Raw genomic sequence first — 14,002 nt, 5'->3', positions numbered from 1 at the left:
ATCCATTGCCTGCCCCGGACGGTCAAAAGCCCGAAGTTGGTAAAAATCCAGATCTCAGACCTAGGGTCAGGACCGGTCTGCCTATTCTGGCTGATGGCAGACAGCCTCGATATTGTTGCCATCAGGATCAAGGACAAAAGCCGCGTAATAATTGGGATGATAATGCGCACGGATACCCGGCGCACCATTATCCCGACCGCCAGCCGCAAGGGCTGCCTCATAAAATTCATCAACTTCCGAGCGCTTGTCGGCCATGAAGGCATAATGGCGGCCGGGGCCGGTTTCTTCTGCCTCATGTAGCCAGAATTGCGGACGGTCATACCCATAGCCGCCCACATTCACGCCATTGGTGTGCTCTTTCGGCACCAGCGTCACCAGCGTGGCGCCAAGCGGGGCAAGGGCTGCGTCATAAAATTCCAGCGAAGCATCAAAATCGTGTACAGCTATTCCGGTATGGTCGATCATCGCCTTACCTCCCATGTTGTAATGCGCTCACCCGTTGACGGATCCTTGCCGTCCTTCAACTGAACGCCCTGCGCCAGCAGATTATCGCGGATGCGGTCGGCTCCCGCCCAATCCTTGTCATGAATGAGGGCAAGACGGGCTGCAATGGCTTCCTCCACCGCCTGTCTGTCCACTTCAACACTGACATCAAAGCCCAGAAATTCCAGTGCTGCGCGCAAGGAAGAAGCCGCCTGTCTGTTCCCCTCCAGCGCCTCATTTGCCAATTGTGTCATTGCCTGAAAGGCCGGATAGGTTGCCAGATCATCGCAAAGCGGGGCGATAATGTCTTCTGGCGTCTGCGCAGCCGCAATATCGGCCAGATCGGCAGCGCGCTTCCATTTGCGCAATGTGTTTTCGGCCTCTTCCAGCTTGCGCACGGCAAAGTCGATCGGCTCGCGATAATGGGTCATCAGCATGGCCAGACGCAGCACCTCGCCCGGCCATTTGCGCCCCCCGAAATTTTCACTTTCCAGCAATTCATGGATGGTGAGAAAATTGCCGAGGCTTTTTGACATTTTCTGGCCTTCCACTTGCAGGAAGCCATTATGCAGCCAGTAATTGGCCATTACTGCCGTACCATGTGCACAGCGCGACTGGGCAATCTCGTTTTCATGATGGGGAAAGATCAGATCCAGCCCGCCACCGTGAATGTCAAACACTTCGCCAAGATAGGCCGCCGACATGGCCGAACATTCAATATGCCAGCCCGGACGCCCCTTCGGCTTGCCCGCCCACCCGGCTTTTTCCCATGCCTCCTGTCCCCACGGGCTTTCCCAGCCCGGCTCTTCCGGTGAAGACAATTTCCACAAGACAAAATCCTGCGGGTTTTTCTTATGTGTATCAACCGCGATACGCACCCCCGCCTGCTGCTCATCCAGCGGGCGCTTCGACAGCTTTCCGTAATCGGGCATGGAGGCTGTATCAAACAGAACTTCTCCTGCCGCTTCATAGGCATGGCCGCGTTCGATGAGAGATTGAATCAGGCTGATCATGTCGGTGCGCCCGTCTTTCCGAGGCTGCACAAACTCGGTAGCGCGCGGCTCAAAATCCGGAGGCAAACACCCCAGCGATTTTACATCCTTGTGAAACTGGTCAGCGGTTTTTTCCGTCACCCGGCGGATGGCATCATTCAGGCTCAGGCGACCAGCAGTAATATCTTCACCAAAATCGCGCAAGGCTCGCGCATTGATCTTGTCATCGACATCGGTGATGTTGCGCACATAGGTGACGTGATCGGCACCATAAAGATGGCGCAGCAAGCGGTAGAGCACGTCAAAAACGATGACCGGCCGCGCATTGCCGATATGGGCAAAATCATAAACGGTCGGGCCGCACACATACATGCGCACATTCAACGCATCGATCGGAGAAAAATCCTCCTTCGTGCGGGTCAATGTGTTGGTCAGGCGCAAAGTTTCAGCTTTCCCGCTCATTCAATTTCTTTCCAGTATTTTTTACCCGGTATTTTTTGCCCAGTATTTCTTGCCAGGCATTTTCCGTTTCAAACAGACACACCATCATGGTCTGTCACAGAAAAATACAGGGCCTTTCAATCGCACTCTGGCGCTCAAAACAAGCTCATCTGCTGGTCATCGGACGTTTTTGACGCAAGCGTGCCCTGTTTTTCTTCATCCACAGCCACAGGCTCCTGAACTTCAGGCCCCATATTCGACACTTTGTTGACACGCCCCGACACCGGGATTGCTTCAAAAAAATCTGCATGGGCTGCTTTCAGGAGATCAGAAACATCACGCGGTTCCTGCCCGCGGCAATCGAGCCAACGTGCAAAATCCTGTTCCTCAATCACAACCGGCATACGGTGATGGATAGAGGCAAGGGCCGCATTGGCAGCCACAGTCAGCATGGCGCCCGTGTCAATTTCCGAACCATCTGCCCCGGCCCATGTTTCCATCAGCCCTGCAAAGGCAATCAGCCCGCCATGCCGCGGTCTGATCCAGTAAGCCTGCCCCTTGGCAGGACCGTTCTGGCACCACTCATAAAAGCCGGAAGCAGGCACCAGCGCACGGCGATGGCGCATGGCGCTGCGAAAAGAGGGCTTGATCGCCGCCTCTTCCGAGCGGGCATTAAACAAAAGTGGAAAGCCACGCATATCCTTCACCCAGCCCGGAACAAGCCCCCAGCGCACCAGTTGGGCTTCACGATCCGGCAAATTGGAGCCGGGCGGGCGCGATGGCGCAGCAACAGCCATGAGGATGGGCTGTGTTGGCGCAATATTATAACGTGCAGGAAACGCTTCCAGTTCTCCCACACCAAGGAAAGCTGCTGTCTGGTCCGTTGAAGCGGTCAGCGCAAAGCGTCCGCACATAAAAACCCCCTTTTCCATTACCTGCTCAAGGTGGGTATGGATCATAAGCCATACAACTGCTTAAAGCCCGTTGCGATCTTTCAGATTTGCTTGCTCCGCTATAAGCTCTTACAAATCTTCCATTTACAAATCAGCGGCCTGCCATGTCATCCTTACCGGAAATACCTGCTGTTTCAGTTGCGCTGTTGCGCGGTGACCGGGTGCTGCTGGTTGAGCGCGGCCGAGCCCCCTCACAAGGGCTTTATGCCTTTCCCGGCGGCAAGGTCGAGCCGGGTGAAACGCTGGAAGAGGCCGCCCGGCGCGAACTGGCCGAAGAAACCGCGCTTGAAGGGGCAGCCTATCGCCCTGTGCGCACCCTCTTCATTGAAGGCGAAAACAATGGCCATATCCCGCCCTACCGGCTGACCGTCTTTGCCGCCCGCTATATCAGCGGCGAGGCTATAGCCGGTGATGACGCTGCAAAAGCGGAATTTTATTCGCTGGCGCAAATGCGCACCCTGCCCCTTGCCGATTCCGTTCTGGATGTCGCACAAGACTTGTTTGCCGCAAACTCTTTGCCAAGCCACATATTGCCTTGCGAAAAAACCTCATGAAAAACGCACTGCTTGCTGTCTTTTTGCTGGTTGGCCTGTCTGCTACCCCGATCAAAGCCGCGGAGGCCCCATTCGAGGCTGGCCTGATGCGTCTGGCTGAAATTCTCGGCTCCCTGCATTTTCTGCGCAATTTATGTGGTGAACAGGGTTCTGACTGGCGCGATCAGATGGAAAGCCTGCTCGAATCAGAAAACCCCGATCCTGAAAGGCGCGCCCGCTTCATCGCTTCCTTCAATCGGGGCTACCGCTCCTTCAATGAAAGCTATAAGGACTGCACACCTTCCGCCATTGCAGCCATTGACCGCTACATGAAGGAAGGCGAGGCATTGACCCGCGATATTGCCTCCCGCTATGGCAATTAGCCAAATATTAACTTTTCCATCAATCTGCGTCTCGCAAAACAGAAACCGCATGGTAAAGTTCTTAATAGGACATTAAAAGGGCGCCTCAACTTTGATCCTCATTGTAAGGATCGGTGTTTGAACAGAGTGAGTGTTGCGTATGGAACACAGTATCAGTGACATTGATGCTATGGTCAGGGAAGAAAAGCGCCTGACGGCTGTCGAAAGCCACAATGAAGCCTGGGCAGAGGGCCTGTCAGCCGGTATCGAGCCGGAAATCATTGCCGAAGCCGCTCTTGAAACCGCATTTCATGAAATGCTGCGCACCCATGGTGAAACTGCGGCACTGGCCCTGCTCGACCATATGCGCGAAAAGGTTGTGGGCGGCGCTTTTGATCCACATCGCCTGCGGCATTAGAGCCGGACAGGCTTTGACGCGCTGGCAGGGGTGAGGCATCATCCGGCTGCGATGGAGATGTGGACTGTGAAGTTGCAAACTTTGGATTTTGCTGGCCTGCTTAAAATCAGCCTTTGTGCGCTTGCACTTTCAGCAACAATGTTTGCTGGCCTTGGCCTCATGTCGCAGCCAGCAGCAGCGCTGAGCGAAATCCAGCGCCAGGACTTGCCGCCCCCGCTTGCACCTGCCGCTGCACCCGATGATTTTTCCCCCGGTGCAGTGCCTTTGCCCGATCCGATCCAGACGTCACAACCACCTTCGCGCGACACGGCCTCACCAGAAGATGAGCAACCGGAAAAGCAGCTCGATCCCAGGGACACACCAAAACATCCACTGACAGACACCATGGATGAATTGCCCGAGGTAATCTATGATCTTGACCGCCTGCCCGAACCTGTCAGGCGTATGCATGGCCTGATCCTGCAAGCCAGCAAAAGCGGAGACATCAACCAGTTGCGGCCGCTGGTTGGCACAGGTGACAGCGCCACCCAATTATCGCTGATCGAAATCGACGGCGACCCGGTTGATTTTCTCAAAAGCCTCTCCGGCGATACCGAGGGGCAGGAAATTCTTGCCATCATGGAAGAGGTGTTGAGCGCCGGCTTTGTTCATCTTGATGCAGGCGCCCCGGAAGAGCTTTATGTATGGCCCTATTTCTTTGGCCTGCCGCTCGACAGGCTCAGCGCCCCCCAACGGGTGGAATTGTTCAAGATCGTCACGGCTGGCGATCTGGAGGACATGCAGCAATTTGGCGCCTATATTTTCTACCGGCTCGGCATCACGCCGGAAGGACACTGGGCCTTCTTCGTAGCCGGAGATTAGGATCAGGCACTCACACGGCCAGAGCATTTTGTGAGTACAGATGGCACCATCTGGCGTCGCAACAATGCGGCTAAAAAAGAAGCTGGAGCAGCGGAAGCTGCGCTCATTAGAACGCCCGCTGCTCTAGCCAGACCGCTTGCGAGGACACATCAGGCGGACTACCTAAGAAGAACAATCAGATTCAGGCCCGCTGCACCCATGCCCTCCACATCACTCCACGATCGCGCTATCATTCTTGTTTCTGGCCCGGAAGCCGAGCATTTTTTACAAAACATCCTCACTCTTGATGTGGAGGCTTTGCAGCCTGGCGAGGTAAAGCCGGGGGCATTGCTGAGCCCGCAAGGCAAGATCCTGTTTGATTTCTTGATCTCCCGCACCTCCGCCAATTCCGGAAAAGACGCATTTCAACTGGAATGCCGTACGGCAATTTCTGACGATTTTCATCGGCGCCTGCTGCTTTACAAATTGCGGGCCAAGGTCGAAATTTCCAAACCGGAACAAAGCGTTGTCACCATTTTCTGGGGAGATGATTCATCTTTTTCAGAATCTGATCCAAGCCTCCTGAACGATACCCGCTTCAAAGATGGCCTGGTCAAACGCAGTTATGCCCCGCCCCCGGCAACCGGCAATGAAGATGCCTGGCATGAATTTCGCATTGCCAGCGGCATTGCCGAAAGCGGCTCTGACTTTCAGCCCGGCGATGCTTTTCCTCATGATGTGCTGCTCGACCAGACCGGTGGCATCGGCTTTACCAAGGGCTGCTATGTCGGGCAGGAAGTCGTGTCGCGTATGCAGCATCGGGGAACCGCCCGGCGGCGTGTGCTGATTGCAACCGCATCTGCCCCCCTACCCCCCACCGGCACGGAACTGACCGTCGATGGTCGGCCTGTTGGCGCACTTGGTTCGGTTTCAGGCAAGCAGGGATTGGCCATTGCCCGTATCGACCGGGTGAAAAAAGCCATGGATGCGAAAAAGCCGATCCTTGCCGACACGATAGAAGTTGTGCTTTCCATCCCTGACTGGGCCGGTTTCAGCTTCCCGGAGGATGCTTCACCGGCGGGCAAAGACTGATGGCTGATCGCCCCGGTGCAGCGCCGCGCGCCTGGCAGCGCATGTTGTCGGGTCGCAGGCTGGATCTGCTCGACCCTTCACCGCTGGATGTCGAAATTTCCGACATTGCTCACGGCCTTGCCCGTGTTGCCCGCTGGAACGGCCAGACCATTGGCCCGCACGCTTTTTCCGTTGCCCAGCATTCCTTGCTGGTGGAAGCCATTTTTTCGATGCAATCCAAAGCCCCCTCACCTCAGGCGCAACTGGCAGCCTTGCTGCATGATGCCCCTGAATATGTGATCGGCGATATGATCTCGCCATTCAAATCGGTGGTTGGCGGCGGCTACCGGAATTGTGAAAAACGTCTGCAAGGGGCAATTCATCTGCGGTTTTCACTGCCTGTGGACTTGTCAGTGGCACTGGTGAAAAATATCAAACGCGCCGATCAAATTGCTGCCTATTTTGAGGCAACGCATCTGGCCGGATTTTCCACACAAGAAGCCACCAGGCTTTTTGGCCGCCCACGCGGTCTTAGCCCCGATCATTTCGACCTGACCCCGCAACCGGCTTTTTTGGCGCAGGAAGCCTTTTTGCAGCGCTTTGCAGAACTTGAAAATTCAATCGCAAGAAGCAGAAGAAAAATGCCGGCGTAGCGCGGTCAAAAATCCGGCGCGCGCATCAGGTGGCTCAAGACCGCGCGGCTCATAAACATGGCGGTTCAGAAAAAACGCCGACAGGCAAAAAGCCTCTTCAAGCCCTGAAATATCAGCGCGCCCCCCCACCTCCTGCTCCAGAAAAGCCGGTAAGGCCAGCATTTTGTCGTGCCATGGCAAGCCTGCCGCCCGCGATACGGCGCGCCCGGATTTTGGCGAAACATAGACCAGATCATCGCGCTGGCCGGTGGCCGCACATTGGCTGAAATCAAGGCCATAGCCCAGTTCTTCCAGCACCAGAAGTTCAAAGCGCGCCAGCAATTCGCCTGCCGCATCGGGGTCATCAAGATGGGCAATCATCACCAGCAATGTCTCATAAAGCCCATGATGGACGTCACGCTCGGGCAACAGGCGCACATGAGCTGCCAGAAGCTGAAGGCCATAAATGGCGATGGCGCTGTCCATCAGCCGCGCTGCATTCATTTCCAGCGCCTCGGCCTGAAAGGTGCCCAAATGCTCATCAAGGCGCGCGCGCCAGATCAGTTCCACCCGGTTTCCGGGCTGCAGCATGGGTTGAAGCCGGCGCGAGCGGCCCCCTCTGACAAGGCCAAGATGACGACCATGCGCCCGCGTCATCACCTCAAGAATGGCGCTGGTTTCACCATGCTTGCGGGTTCCTAAAATGATTCCCTCGTCTTTCCATTCCATGATGCAGGCTTTTCACCGCTCAAGCGCAGAATTTCAGCTATCCCCTCGGAAAATCGAGACCCATTTCTCTATAACGTTCCGGATCATCGCCCCAGTTACCACGCACTTTCACAAACAGGAACAGATGTACTTTCTGATCAAGGATCTCACCGATTTCCTTGCGCGAGGTTTCACCAATGGCGCGGATCGTCTCCCCCTTATGGCCAAGCACAATCCGCTTCTGGCTGTCACGCTCGACATAGATGACCTGCTCGATACGCACCGACCCGTCCTTGCGATCCTCCCAGCTTTCCGTCTCGACATGCGAGGAATAGGGAAGCTCCTGATGCAGGCGCAGATAAAGCTTTTCGCGGGTAATTTCGGCTGCAAGCTGGCGCATGGGCAGGTCTGAAATCTGCTCTTCCGGGTAATACCACGGCCCTTCCGGCAAAATCTGCGCCAGATGATCAAGCAGATCCGCGCAACCCGAACCGGTCAGCGCCGACACCATGAAAGTGTGCTCAAACGAAGCCCGCTCATTCACCTCAGCCGCCAGCGCCAGCAGGCTTTCACGCTTGACGCGGTCCACCTTGTTGAGCACCAGCACCTTGGGCTGGCGCACATCGGCAAGCCGTTCGAGAATGATTTCAGCATCCCCCCGGATGCCGCGCTCGGCATCGATCAGCACCAGTACGATGTCGGCATCTTTTGCGCCACCCCAGGCGGTGCTGACCATGGCCGTATCCAGCCGACGACGCGGGATGAAAATACCGGGCGTATCGACAAACACGATCTGTGCAGCGCCATGTGTGGCAATGCCGCGCACCAGCGCCCGTGTTGTCTGCACCTTATGGGTGACGATCGAGACTTTTGCGCCGACCAACTGGTTGACCAGCGTGGATTTTCCGGCATTGGGCGCGCCAAGCAGCGCCACAAAGCCGGAACGGGTGGCAGGCAGGCGTTCAGTTTCGCTCATATCGTCTTTTCCTCATCATGCCACACATTTTCACGCAGCAGCATGGCGGTAGCGGCCGCTTGTTCGGCCTCGCGCCGGGAGCGACCTTTACCTTGCGCAGCCGCCAATGTGCCTACCGTGACACTGATGGTAAAGACCGGATCATGATCAGGCCCTTCTCGGCCCTCAATCACATAAGACGGGCTGCTTGATGTTGCCTGATGCGCCCATTCCTGCAATTCGGTCTTGGGGTCGCGCCGCGCTTTCGCCATGGCTTGCGCGCGCGGCTGCCAATAACGGTGGATAAAGGCGCGCGCCACCTCCAGCCCGCCATCGAGATAAAGCACGGCAATCAGCGATTCCAGCGCATCGGCGCGCAGATTGACACGCTTGCGTCCAGCCAGCTTATGCACATCTGCGCCTGCCCGGATCATGTCGCTCAAACCGATCTGCTCGGCAATTTCCGACAAGGTTTCGGCATTGACCAGAGCATTGAGCCGCAAGGAAAGTTCGCCTTCCACCGCATCGGGATAGGCGCTTAACAGCATATCGGCCACCACCAGCCCTAAAACGCGATCGCCAAGAAACTCAAAGCGCTCATAGTCAAGGCCGGCATGGGCGCTGCGGGCGCTGGCATGGGTCAGCGCCCGTTGCAGGCGCTGCACATCGCCAACCATATAGCCGGTGGGCGCATAAAGCGCCACGGCAAGCTGTTCAGCGGTCAATCGCTTGGGCGCGGCCATGATCTAGCGAATAAAGTCAAACAGGCGACCAAAGCGGACTTCGCTCGGCCATTTCCAGATTTCCAGCGGGCTTGCGCCACCGGCAATCGAGAAGAAGATGATGTTGGCGCGCCCAACCAGATGATCATAGGGCACAAAGCCGACATTAAAGCGGCTGTCGGCGGAATTGTCGCGATTGTCGCCCAGCATGAAATAATGGCCTTCGGGCACAATAAATTCGCGCGTGTCGTCGCCGATGCCGTTTTGTGTCAGGTCGAATGTCTCATAGCTCACGCCATTGGGCAGCGTCTCACGATAGATATCAACGGGGCGCGAAACTTCGGTGATGTCACGATTGTCAACCTGACCGATCATTTCACGCGCAACCCCCTCATCATTGATGAAAAGCTGGCCACCACGCATCTGGATCTTGTCACCGGGCAGCCCTACAACGCGCTTGATATAGTCAATCGACGGGTTTGGCGGGAATTTGAACACCACAACATCGCCGCGTTCCGGTTCACTGCCCCAGATGCGCCCGGAAAACAGATCGGGCGAAAACGGCAATGAATAGCGCGAATAGCCATAGGCCCATTTGGTGACGAACAGATAATCACCTTCCAGAAGGGTTGGCCGCATCGAGCCTGAAGGAATCGAAAAAGGCTGAAACAGCAAAGTACGAATGACCAGCGCCAGAAGCAGCGCCTGAACGATGACGCTGACGGTTTCGCCAAGCCCACCTGATTTTTTCCCGGATGTGTCCGCCACGCTCATCTTGATCCTTGTTGACAGGTTGGTTCTATACGGGCTGGAAGCGCTGCGGGCAATGTCCGTTGAGCAATGTCCATTGACCGGCCATGACAGCGCATGAATGATAGATAACCGATATCATCATGGCTGATGTCCGGACAAGGCGCGCGGCCTTTGGCTCTCTGGCAGAGCCTCGATAATGACAAAAGCCTGCGCCAGCGGATAATCATCGGTAATGGTCAGATGGATCACCGCGTCATGGCCCGCAGGCACCATGCTGGCCAGTCGCGCAGCAGCCCCGCCCGTCAGCGCCATGGTCGGCTTGCCACCGGGCAAATTCACCACGCCCATATCACGCCAATAGACACCATGGGAAATGCCGGTACCCAACGCCTTGGAACAGGCCTCCTTGGCCGCAAAACGCTTGGCATAAGAGGCTGCCCGCTCGCGGCGCCGCTCGGACCGGGCCTGCTCAATATCGGTATAGACACGGGCAATAAAACGCTCACCATAGCGCTCAAGCGTCTTTTCCACGCGCCGAATGTCGATCAGATCGCTGCCAATACCGATAATCATGGCGACCTCAGATATTACGACTGCCGGGCTTGACCGCAGGAATGGCGGCAAGCTCGGGCGGCAGGGCATCAGCCGGATAGGCTGGCACTTCATATTCGGCCAGCGCAATCAGCGGCACGCCAACATCTGTTTTGCCCGCAGAACGGTCAATGATACAGGCCGCCGCCACGACCTCGGCCCCCAGATCGCGCAGACAGGCAATGGTTTCGCGGATCGACAGGCCGGTAGTGACAATATCTTCGACAATGACGACGCGCGCGCCCTTTTCCATGTCAAAACGGCGCAGCTTGAAAACGCCCTGCTCGCGCTCCACCCACACGGCCCGGACGCCAAGATGGCGCGAGGTTTCATAAGCGGGAATGAGGCCGCCAATGGCCGGGCCGACAACATAGTCGATCTGACCATCAACGCTTTCGCGAATACGCTTTGCCAGCGCCCTGCACAGTTTTTCAGTCTTGTCGGCATGCATGAAAACACGGGCTTTTTGCAGAAAAACCGGGCTGCGCAAGCCGGAAGTGAGAATAAAATGCCCTTCCAAAACCGCTCCCGCAGAGCGAAACACATCCAAAACGTCATCAGTATTCATTTTTCTTGCAATTCCATTTCAGCCATTGACCCGCACTGCGGTGCTCACACTCGGATTTTCCTTCAACTGCGACAGCAGCCGGTTCAGATGTTTGACGTCCCAGACTTCAATGTCGATCAGCATTTCAGTAAAATCAGGCGCGGTGCGCACCATCGACAAGGTATGGATGTTCGCATCATTGGAGGCAATCACCTGGGTCATATCAGCCAAGGAACCCGGCGCATTGATGGCTGACACCGAAATTCGCGCCGGAAAGCGCTCCCGATTGTTCTCGTCAATATCCCAGCGCACGTCGATCCAGCGTTCGGGCTGATCATCGAATGCAGTCAGTGACGGTGACTGGATCGGATAGATGGTGATGCCGGAACCGGGCTGGAGGATACCGACAATGCGATCTCCGGGCACGGCTCCTTCAGGTGCAAAACTGACAGGCAAATCACCGCGCACCCCACGGATCGGCACCGCTCCGTTTTTGGGCTGGCTCGGCTCTGTGCGCGGGGAGCGGCCCGGCAATTGAAACAACATGCCCGCCGCATTGCGAATGCGCGACCAGCCTTCCTCACGCTGCTTGGGCATGGGTGCTGTGACGCGTTCATCCTTGTAATCGGGAAACACTGCCTTGATGACATCAGCAGAAGACAATTCACCGCGCCCGACCGAAGACAGCACATCCTCAATATCCTTGCGCGCCAGACGCGACAAAACCGGCTTGAGACTGTCCTTTGAAAATGTTTTTCCGGTGCGCTCGAAAGCGCGCTCCAGAATGCGTGTTCCAAGACCTGAATATTGCTTGCGAATGGCATTTCGGGTGGCCCGGCGGATGGCGGCGCGGGCCTTGCCGGTGACAACGATTGATTCCCAGGCGGCTGGCGGCACCTGTGCCTTGGAGCGGATGATTTCCACCTCATCGCCATTTTTCAGCACAGTCATCAGCGGCATGATGCGGCCATTGACCTTGGCCCCCACGCAACTGTCCCCGACACCGGTGTGAACGGCATAGGCAAAATCAATCGGTGTGGCTCCGCGCGGCAGCGCAATCACCATGCCTTTGGGGGTAAAACAAAACACCTGATCCTGAAACAGTTCCAGCTTGGTGTTTTCCAGAAAATCTTCCGGATTGTCTCCTTCGGCAAGCTGCTCAATGGTGCGACGCAACCAGGCATAGGCGCCGGTTTCACTGGTAAGGTCTGATCCGGTGCTCTTGTTTGAGCCTCCATCCTTGTAGATGGAATGGGCCGCAACACCATATTCGGCCACCTCATTCATCTCATGGGTGCGGATCTGCAATTCCACGCGCTGGCGCGAAGGGCCGACAATCGTGGTGTGGATCGAGCGATAGCCATTCTGTTTCGAGGTCGAAATATAATCCTTGAAGCGTCCGGGCACCATCGACCATGTGGTGTGAATGGCCCCCAAAGCCTGATAACAATCTTCAATTGTATCAACGATAACGCGAAAGCCGAATATGTCGGAAAGCTGCTCAAAGGACAGCGCCTTGCTTTCCATCTTGCGAAACACCGACCACGGCTTTTTCCGGCGGCTGGTGACATCGGCCTTGATGGCGTGTTTTTCAAACAATTGAGAAAGCGCATCTTCAATATCGGTGAGCACATTTTGTGCGCGTTCAGAAATTTCCGACAGGCGCTGTGTCACCATGCGGTGGGCTTCCGGGTTGATATAGCGAAAGGCAAGTTCTTCCAGCTCTTCGCGCATGCCCTGCATGCCCATGCGCCCGGCCAGCGGCGCATAGATTTCCATGGTTTCTTCGGCAATGCGCAAGCGCTTGTCTTCACGCATATGGCCAAGGGTGCGCATATTGTGCAGCCGGTCGGCCAGCTTGACCAGAAGAACGCGCACATCTTCCGAAATCGCCAGCAGCAGCTTGCGCAGATTTTCAGCCTGTTCAGCCTTGCGCGACACAAGATCGAGCTTCTTAAGCTTGGTCAGCCCTTCCACCAGCTTGCCCATTTCAGGGCCGAAAAGCTCGTCAATCTCGGCGCGAGTGGCAGATGTGTCCTCAATCGTATCATGCAAAAGCGCAACCGCAATCGTCGCCTCATCAAGACGCATCTCGGTCAGAATAGCTGCAACTTCCAGCGGATGGGAAAAATAAGGGTCGCCAGAGGCCCGCCGCTGGTGGCCATGCTTTTGCATGGCATAGACATAAGCCTTGTTGAGCAATGCCTCATTGACGTCCGGCTTGTAGCGCTGGACGCGCTCGACAAGCTCATATTGACGCATCATGGGCAAACTCTCTCAGCACGAAACAGAACATGCGCGGCTATCAAGCAGCGCATGTTATAAATAGCTGGGAAAGAACGCTGGCGAAAGAGCCGAAATCCGTGTCTTGAATATCAGAAATCGTCGCTTTTTTCCGGCGCAACAAGACCCTCGATACCAGCCAGAAGGTCATCTTCCGACATGCGATCAAACGTGATGTTTTCTTCCGGCGCATCGGCAGATTCGTCATGGACTTCATCCGACTGCGCTGCAATAACATCCATTTCCGGCTCGTCCACCTCAACATGCTTTTGCAGCGAGTGGATCAGATCTTCCTTAAGATCGCCCGGTGACAGGGTTTCCTCAGCAATTTCACGCAGCGCCACGACAGGATTTTTGTCATTGTCGCGCGGAACGGTGATGGAGGCGCCCTGACTGATCAGACGGGCACGGTGACCGGCCAGAAGAACCAGCTCAAAGCGGTTCGTAACCTTGTCGATGCAATCTTCAACGGTGACGCGGGCCATAGATGCCCCTTTCATGCGAAGGATTTGATGGAAAACTGGAGCGCTTCTTAACCTGCATTTCAAAAAAACACAAGTGATACCCGTCCTGCCTGACAGACAGGCATGAGCGCAAGGGCTGTAAGTATATCAATTTTCCGATATGATGCAAAGGCAGGATTTGGCCGCCATGAAGCTGACGTTATTTTCATCACAACCTGATTTCACGGGCTGATTTTGCGGACTGACTTTGCAGG

The 14,002-nt window shown here is 55.9% G+C and carries 17 protein-coding genes; 6 read left to right on the top strand and 11 right to left on the bottom strand.

Annotated elements, in window-relative coordinates; all coding sequences use genetic code 11:
- Positions 1-81: 81 nt before the first annotated feature.
- The 3 genes from ACFPLB_RS07040 to ACFPLB_RS07030 all read right to left on the bottom strand — a co-directional run bounded on the left by ACFPLB_RS07040 (position 82) and on the right by ACFPLB_RS07030 (position 2,830).
- Positions 82-465, bottom strand: coding sequence for a VOC family protein (locus ACFPLB_RS07040; protein ID WP_378228660.1), 384 nt, complete (start codon positions 463-465; stop codon positions 82-84).
- Entirely contained in the window at positions 462-1,937 is a 1,476-nt protein-coding gene (gene cysS, locus ACFPLB_RS07035; RefSeq protein WP_378228659.1) for a cysteine--tRNA ligase, read from the bottom strand. Before cysS ends, ACFPLB_RS07040 begins: the two co-directional genes overlap by 4 nt.
- 134 nt (positions 1,938-2,071) lie before the next feature.
- The gene (locus ACFPLB_RS07030; RefSeq protein ID WP_378228658.1) at positions 2,072-2,830 is read right to left on the bottom strand and encodes an SOS response-associated peptidase; all 759 of its coding nucleotides are present in this window, start codon (positions 2,828-2,830) and stop codon (positions 2,072-2,074) included.
- 143 nt (positions 2,831-2,973) lie between these two features.
- Between ACFPLB_RS07030 and ACFPLB_RS07025 the strand changes: the two genes are divergently transcribed.
- From ACFPLB_RS07025 to ACFPLB_RS07000, 6 genes are all read left to right on the top strand, one after another.
- Positions 2,974-3,423 carry an NUDIX hydrolase gene (locus ACFPLB_RS07025; RefSeq protein ID WP_378228657.1) on the top strand — a complete coding sequence of 150 codons (450 nt, stop codon included), beginning with the start codon at positions 2,974-2,976 and terminating at the stop codon, positions 3,421-3,423.
- Positions 3,420-3,785 (top strand): TIGR02301 family protein, encoded by a 366-nt coding sequence (locus ACFPLB_RS07020; protein ID WP_378228656.1) that lies wholly within the window; start codon positions 3,420-3,422, stop codon positions 3,783-3,785. The genes ACFPLB_RS07025 and ACFPLB_RS07020 overlap by 4 nt, the downstream gene beginning before the upstream one ends.
- A 139-nt stretch (positions 3,786-3,924) precedes the next feature.
- Positions 3,925-4,182: a hypothetical protein gene (locus ACFPLB_RS07015; RefSeq protein WP_378228655.1), complete on the top strand. Its 258-nt coding sequence runs from the start codon at positions 3,925-3,927 to the stop codon at positions 4,180-4,182.
- 138 nt (positions 4,183-4,320) lie between these two features.
- Positions 4,321-5,043 (top strand): hypothetical protein, encoded by a 723-nt coding sequence (locus ACFPLB_RS07010; RefSeq protein WP_378228764.1) that lies wholly within the window; start codon positions 4,321-4,323, stop codon positions 5,041-5,043.
- Between the two features lie 198 nt (positions 5,044-5,241).
- Positions 5,242-6,114, top strand: coding sequence for a CAF17-like 4Fe-4S cluster assembly/insertion protein YgfZ (ygfZ, locus tag ACFPLB_RS07005; protein ID WP_378228654.1), 873 nt, complete (start codon positions 5,242-5,244; stop codon positions 6,112-6,114).
- The gene (locus tag ACFPLB_RS07000; RefSeq protein WP_378228763.1) at positions 6,111-6,746 is read left to right on the top strand and encodes an HD domain-containing protein; all 636 of its coding nucleotides are present in this window, start codon (positions 6,111-6,113) and stop codon (positions 6,744-6,746) included. Before ygfZ ends, ACFPLB_RS07000 begins: the two co-directional genes overlap by 4 nt.
- Here ACFPLB_RS07000 and recO read toward each other — a convergent pair.
- From recO to rpoZ, 8 genes are all read right to left on the bottom strand, one after another.
- The gene (gene recO / locus ACFPLB_RS06995; RefSeq protein WP_378228653.1) at positions 6,711-7,454 is read right to left on the bottom strand and encodes a DNA repair protein RecO; all 744 of its coding nucleotides are present in this window, start codon (positions 7,452-7,454) and stop codon (positions 6,711-6,713) included. The genes ACFPLB_RS07000 and recO overlap by 36 nt on opposite strands.
- Positions 7,455-7,491: 37 nt before the next feature.
- On the bottom strand, positions 7,492-8,409 hold the full coding sequence (gene era / locus ACFPLB_RS06990; RefSeq protein ID WP_378228652.1) for a GTPase Era: 918 nt from the start codon (positions 8,407-8,409) through the stop codon (positions 7,492-7,494).
- On the bottom strand, positions 8,406-9,131 hold the full coding sequence (rnc, locus tag ACFPLB_RS06985) for a ribonuclease III (protein ID WP_378228651.1): 726 nt from the start codon (positions 9,129-9,131) through the stop codon (positions 8,406-8,408). The genes era and rnc overlap by 4 nt, the downstream gene beginning before the upstream one ends.
- A 3-nt stretch (positions 9,132-9,134) precedes the next feature.
- The gene (gene lepB / locus ACFPLB_RS06980) at positions 9,135-9,884 is read right to left on the bottom strand and encodes a signal peptidase I (protein WP_378228650.1); all 750 of its coding nucleotides are present in this window, start codon (positions 9,882-9,884) and stop codon (positions 9,135-9,137) included.
- Positions 9,885-10,001: 117 nt separating this feature from the next.
- Positions 10,002-10,436 carry a holo-ACP synthase gene (acpS, locus tag ACFPLB_RS06975; protein WP_378228649.1) on the bottom strand — a complete coding sequence of 145 codons (435 nt, stop codon included), beginning with the start codon at positions 10,434-10,436 and terminating at the stop codon, positions 10,002-10,004.
- Between the two features lie 7 nt (positions 10,437-10,443).
- Positions 10,444-11,022 carry an orotate phosphoribosyltransferase gene (gene pyrE / locus ACFPLB_RS06970; RefSeq protein ID WP_378228648.1) on the bottom strand — a complete coding sequence of 193 codons (579 nt, stop codon included), beginning with the start codon at positions 11,020-11,022 and terminating at the stop codon, positions 10,444-10,446.
- An 18-nt stretch (positions 11,023-11,040) separates the two neighbouring features.
- Positions 11,041-13,266 carry a RelA/SpoT family protein gene (locus tag ACFPLB_RS06965; RefSeq protein WP_378228647.1) on the bottom strand — a complete coding sequence of 742 codons (2,226 nt, stop codon included), beginning with the start codon at positions 13,264-13,266 and terminating at the stop codon, positions 11,041-11,043.
- A 110-nt stretch (positions 13,267-13,376) separates the two neighbouring features.
- Positions 13,377-13,769, bottom strand: coding sequence for a DNA-directed RNA polymerase subunit omega (gene rpoZ / locus ACFPLB_RS06960; protein WP_378228646.1), 393 nt, complete (start codon positions 13,767-13,769; stop codon positions 13,377-13,379).
- Positions 13,770-14,002: the final 233 nt, after the last annotated feature.

Origin of the sequence: Aquamicrobium segne (assembly GCF_042656785.1) — a bacterium.
Taxonomy (GTDB): domain Bacteria; phylum Pseudomonadota; class Alphaproteobacteria; order Rhizobiales; family Rhizobiaceae; genus Mesorhizobium; species Mesorhizobium segne.
Note: the sequence above shows the minus strand (reverse complement) of the source record. Positions and strands in the feature narration are given on the sequence as shown.

Coding starts and splice junctions, on each gene's coding strand:
- ACFPLB_RS07040 (WP_378228660.1), bottom strand. CDS start 465: ATGATCGACCATACCGGAATAGCTGTACACGATTTTGATGCTTCGCTG.
- cysS (WP_378228659.1), bottom strand. CDS start 1,937: ATGAGCGGGAAAGCTGAAACTTTGCGCCTGACCAACACATTGACCCGC.
- ACFPLB_RS07030 (WP_378228658.1), bottom strand. CDS start 2,830: ATGTGCGGACGCTTTGCGCTGACCGCTTCAACGGACCAGACAGCAGCT.
- ACFPLB_RS07025 (WP_378228657.1), top strand. CDS start 2,974: ATGTCATCCTTACCGGAAATACCTGCTGTTTCAGTTGCGCTGTTGCGC.
- ACFPLB_RS07020 (WP_378228656.1), top strand. CDS start 3,420: ATGAAAAACGCACTGCTTGCTGTCTTTTTGCTGGTTGGCCTGTCTGCT.
- ACFPLB_RS07015 (WP_378228655.1), top strand. CDS start 3,925: ATGGAACACAGTATCAGTGACATTGATGCTATGGTCAGGGAAGAAAAG.
- ACFPLB_RS07010 (WP_378228764.1), top strand. CDS start 4,321: ATGTTTGCTGGCCTTGGCCTCATGTCGCAGCCAGCAGCAGCGCTGAGC.
- ygfZ (WP_378228654.1), top strand. CDS start 5,242: ATGCCCTCCACATCACTCCACGATCGCGCTATCATTCTTGTTTCTGGC.
- recO (WP_378228653.1), bottom strand. CDS start 7,454: ATGGAATGGAAAGACGAGGGAATCATTTTAGGAACCCGCAAGCATGGT.
- era (WP_378228652.1), bottom strand. CDS start 8,409: ATGAGCGAAACTGAACGCCTGCCTGCCACCCGTTCCGGCTTTGTGGCG.
- rnc (WP_378228651.1), bottom strand. CDS start 9,131: ATGGCCGCGCCCAAGCGATTGACCGCTGAACAGCTTGCCGTGGCGCTT.
- lepB (WP_378228650.1), bottom strand. CDS start 9,884: ATGAGCGTGGCGGACACATCCGGGAAAAAATCAGGTGGGCTTGGCGAA.
- acpS (WP_378228649.1), bottom strand. CDS start 10,436: ATGATTATCGGTATTGGCAGCGATCTGATCGACATTCGGCGCGTGGAA.
- pyrE (WP_378228648.1), bottom strand. CDS start 11,022: ATGAATACTGATGACGTTTTGGATGTGTTTCGCTCTGCGGGAGCGGTT.
- ACFPLB_RS06965 (WP_378228647.1), bottom strand. CDS start 13,266: ATGATGCGTCAATATGAGCTTGTCGAGCGCGTCCAGCGCTACAAGCCG.
- rpoZ (WP_378228646.1), bottom strand. CDS start 13,769: ATGGCCCGCGTCACCGTTGAAGATTGCATCGACAAGGTTACGAACCGC.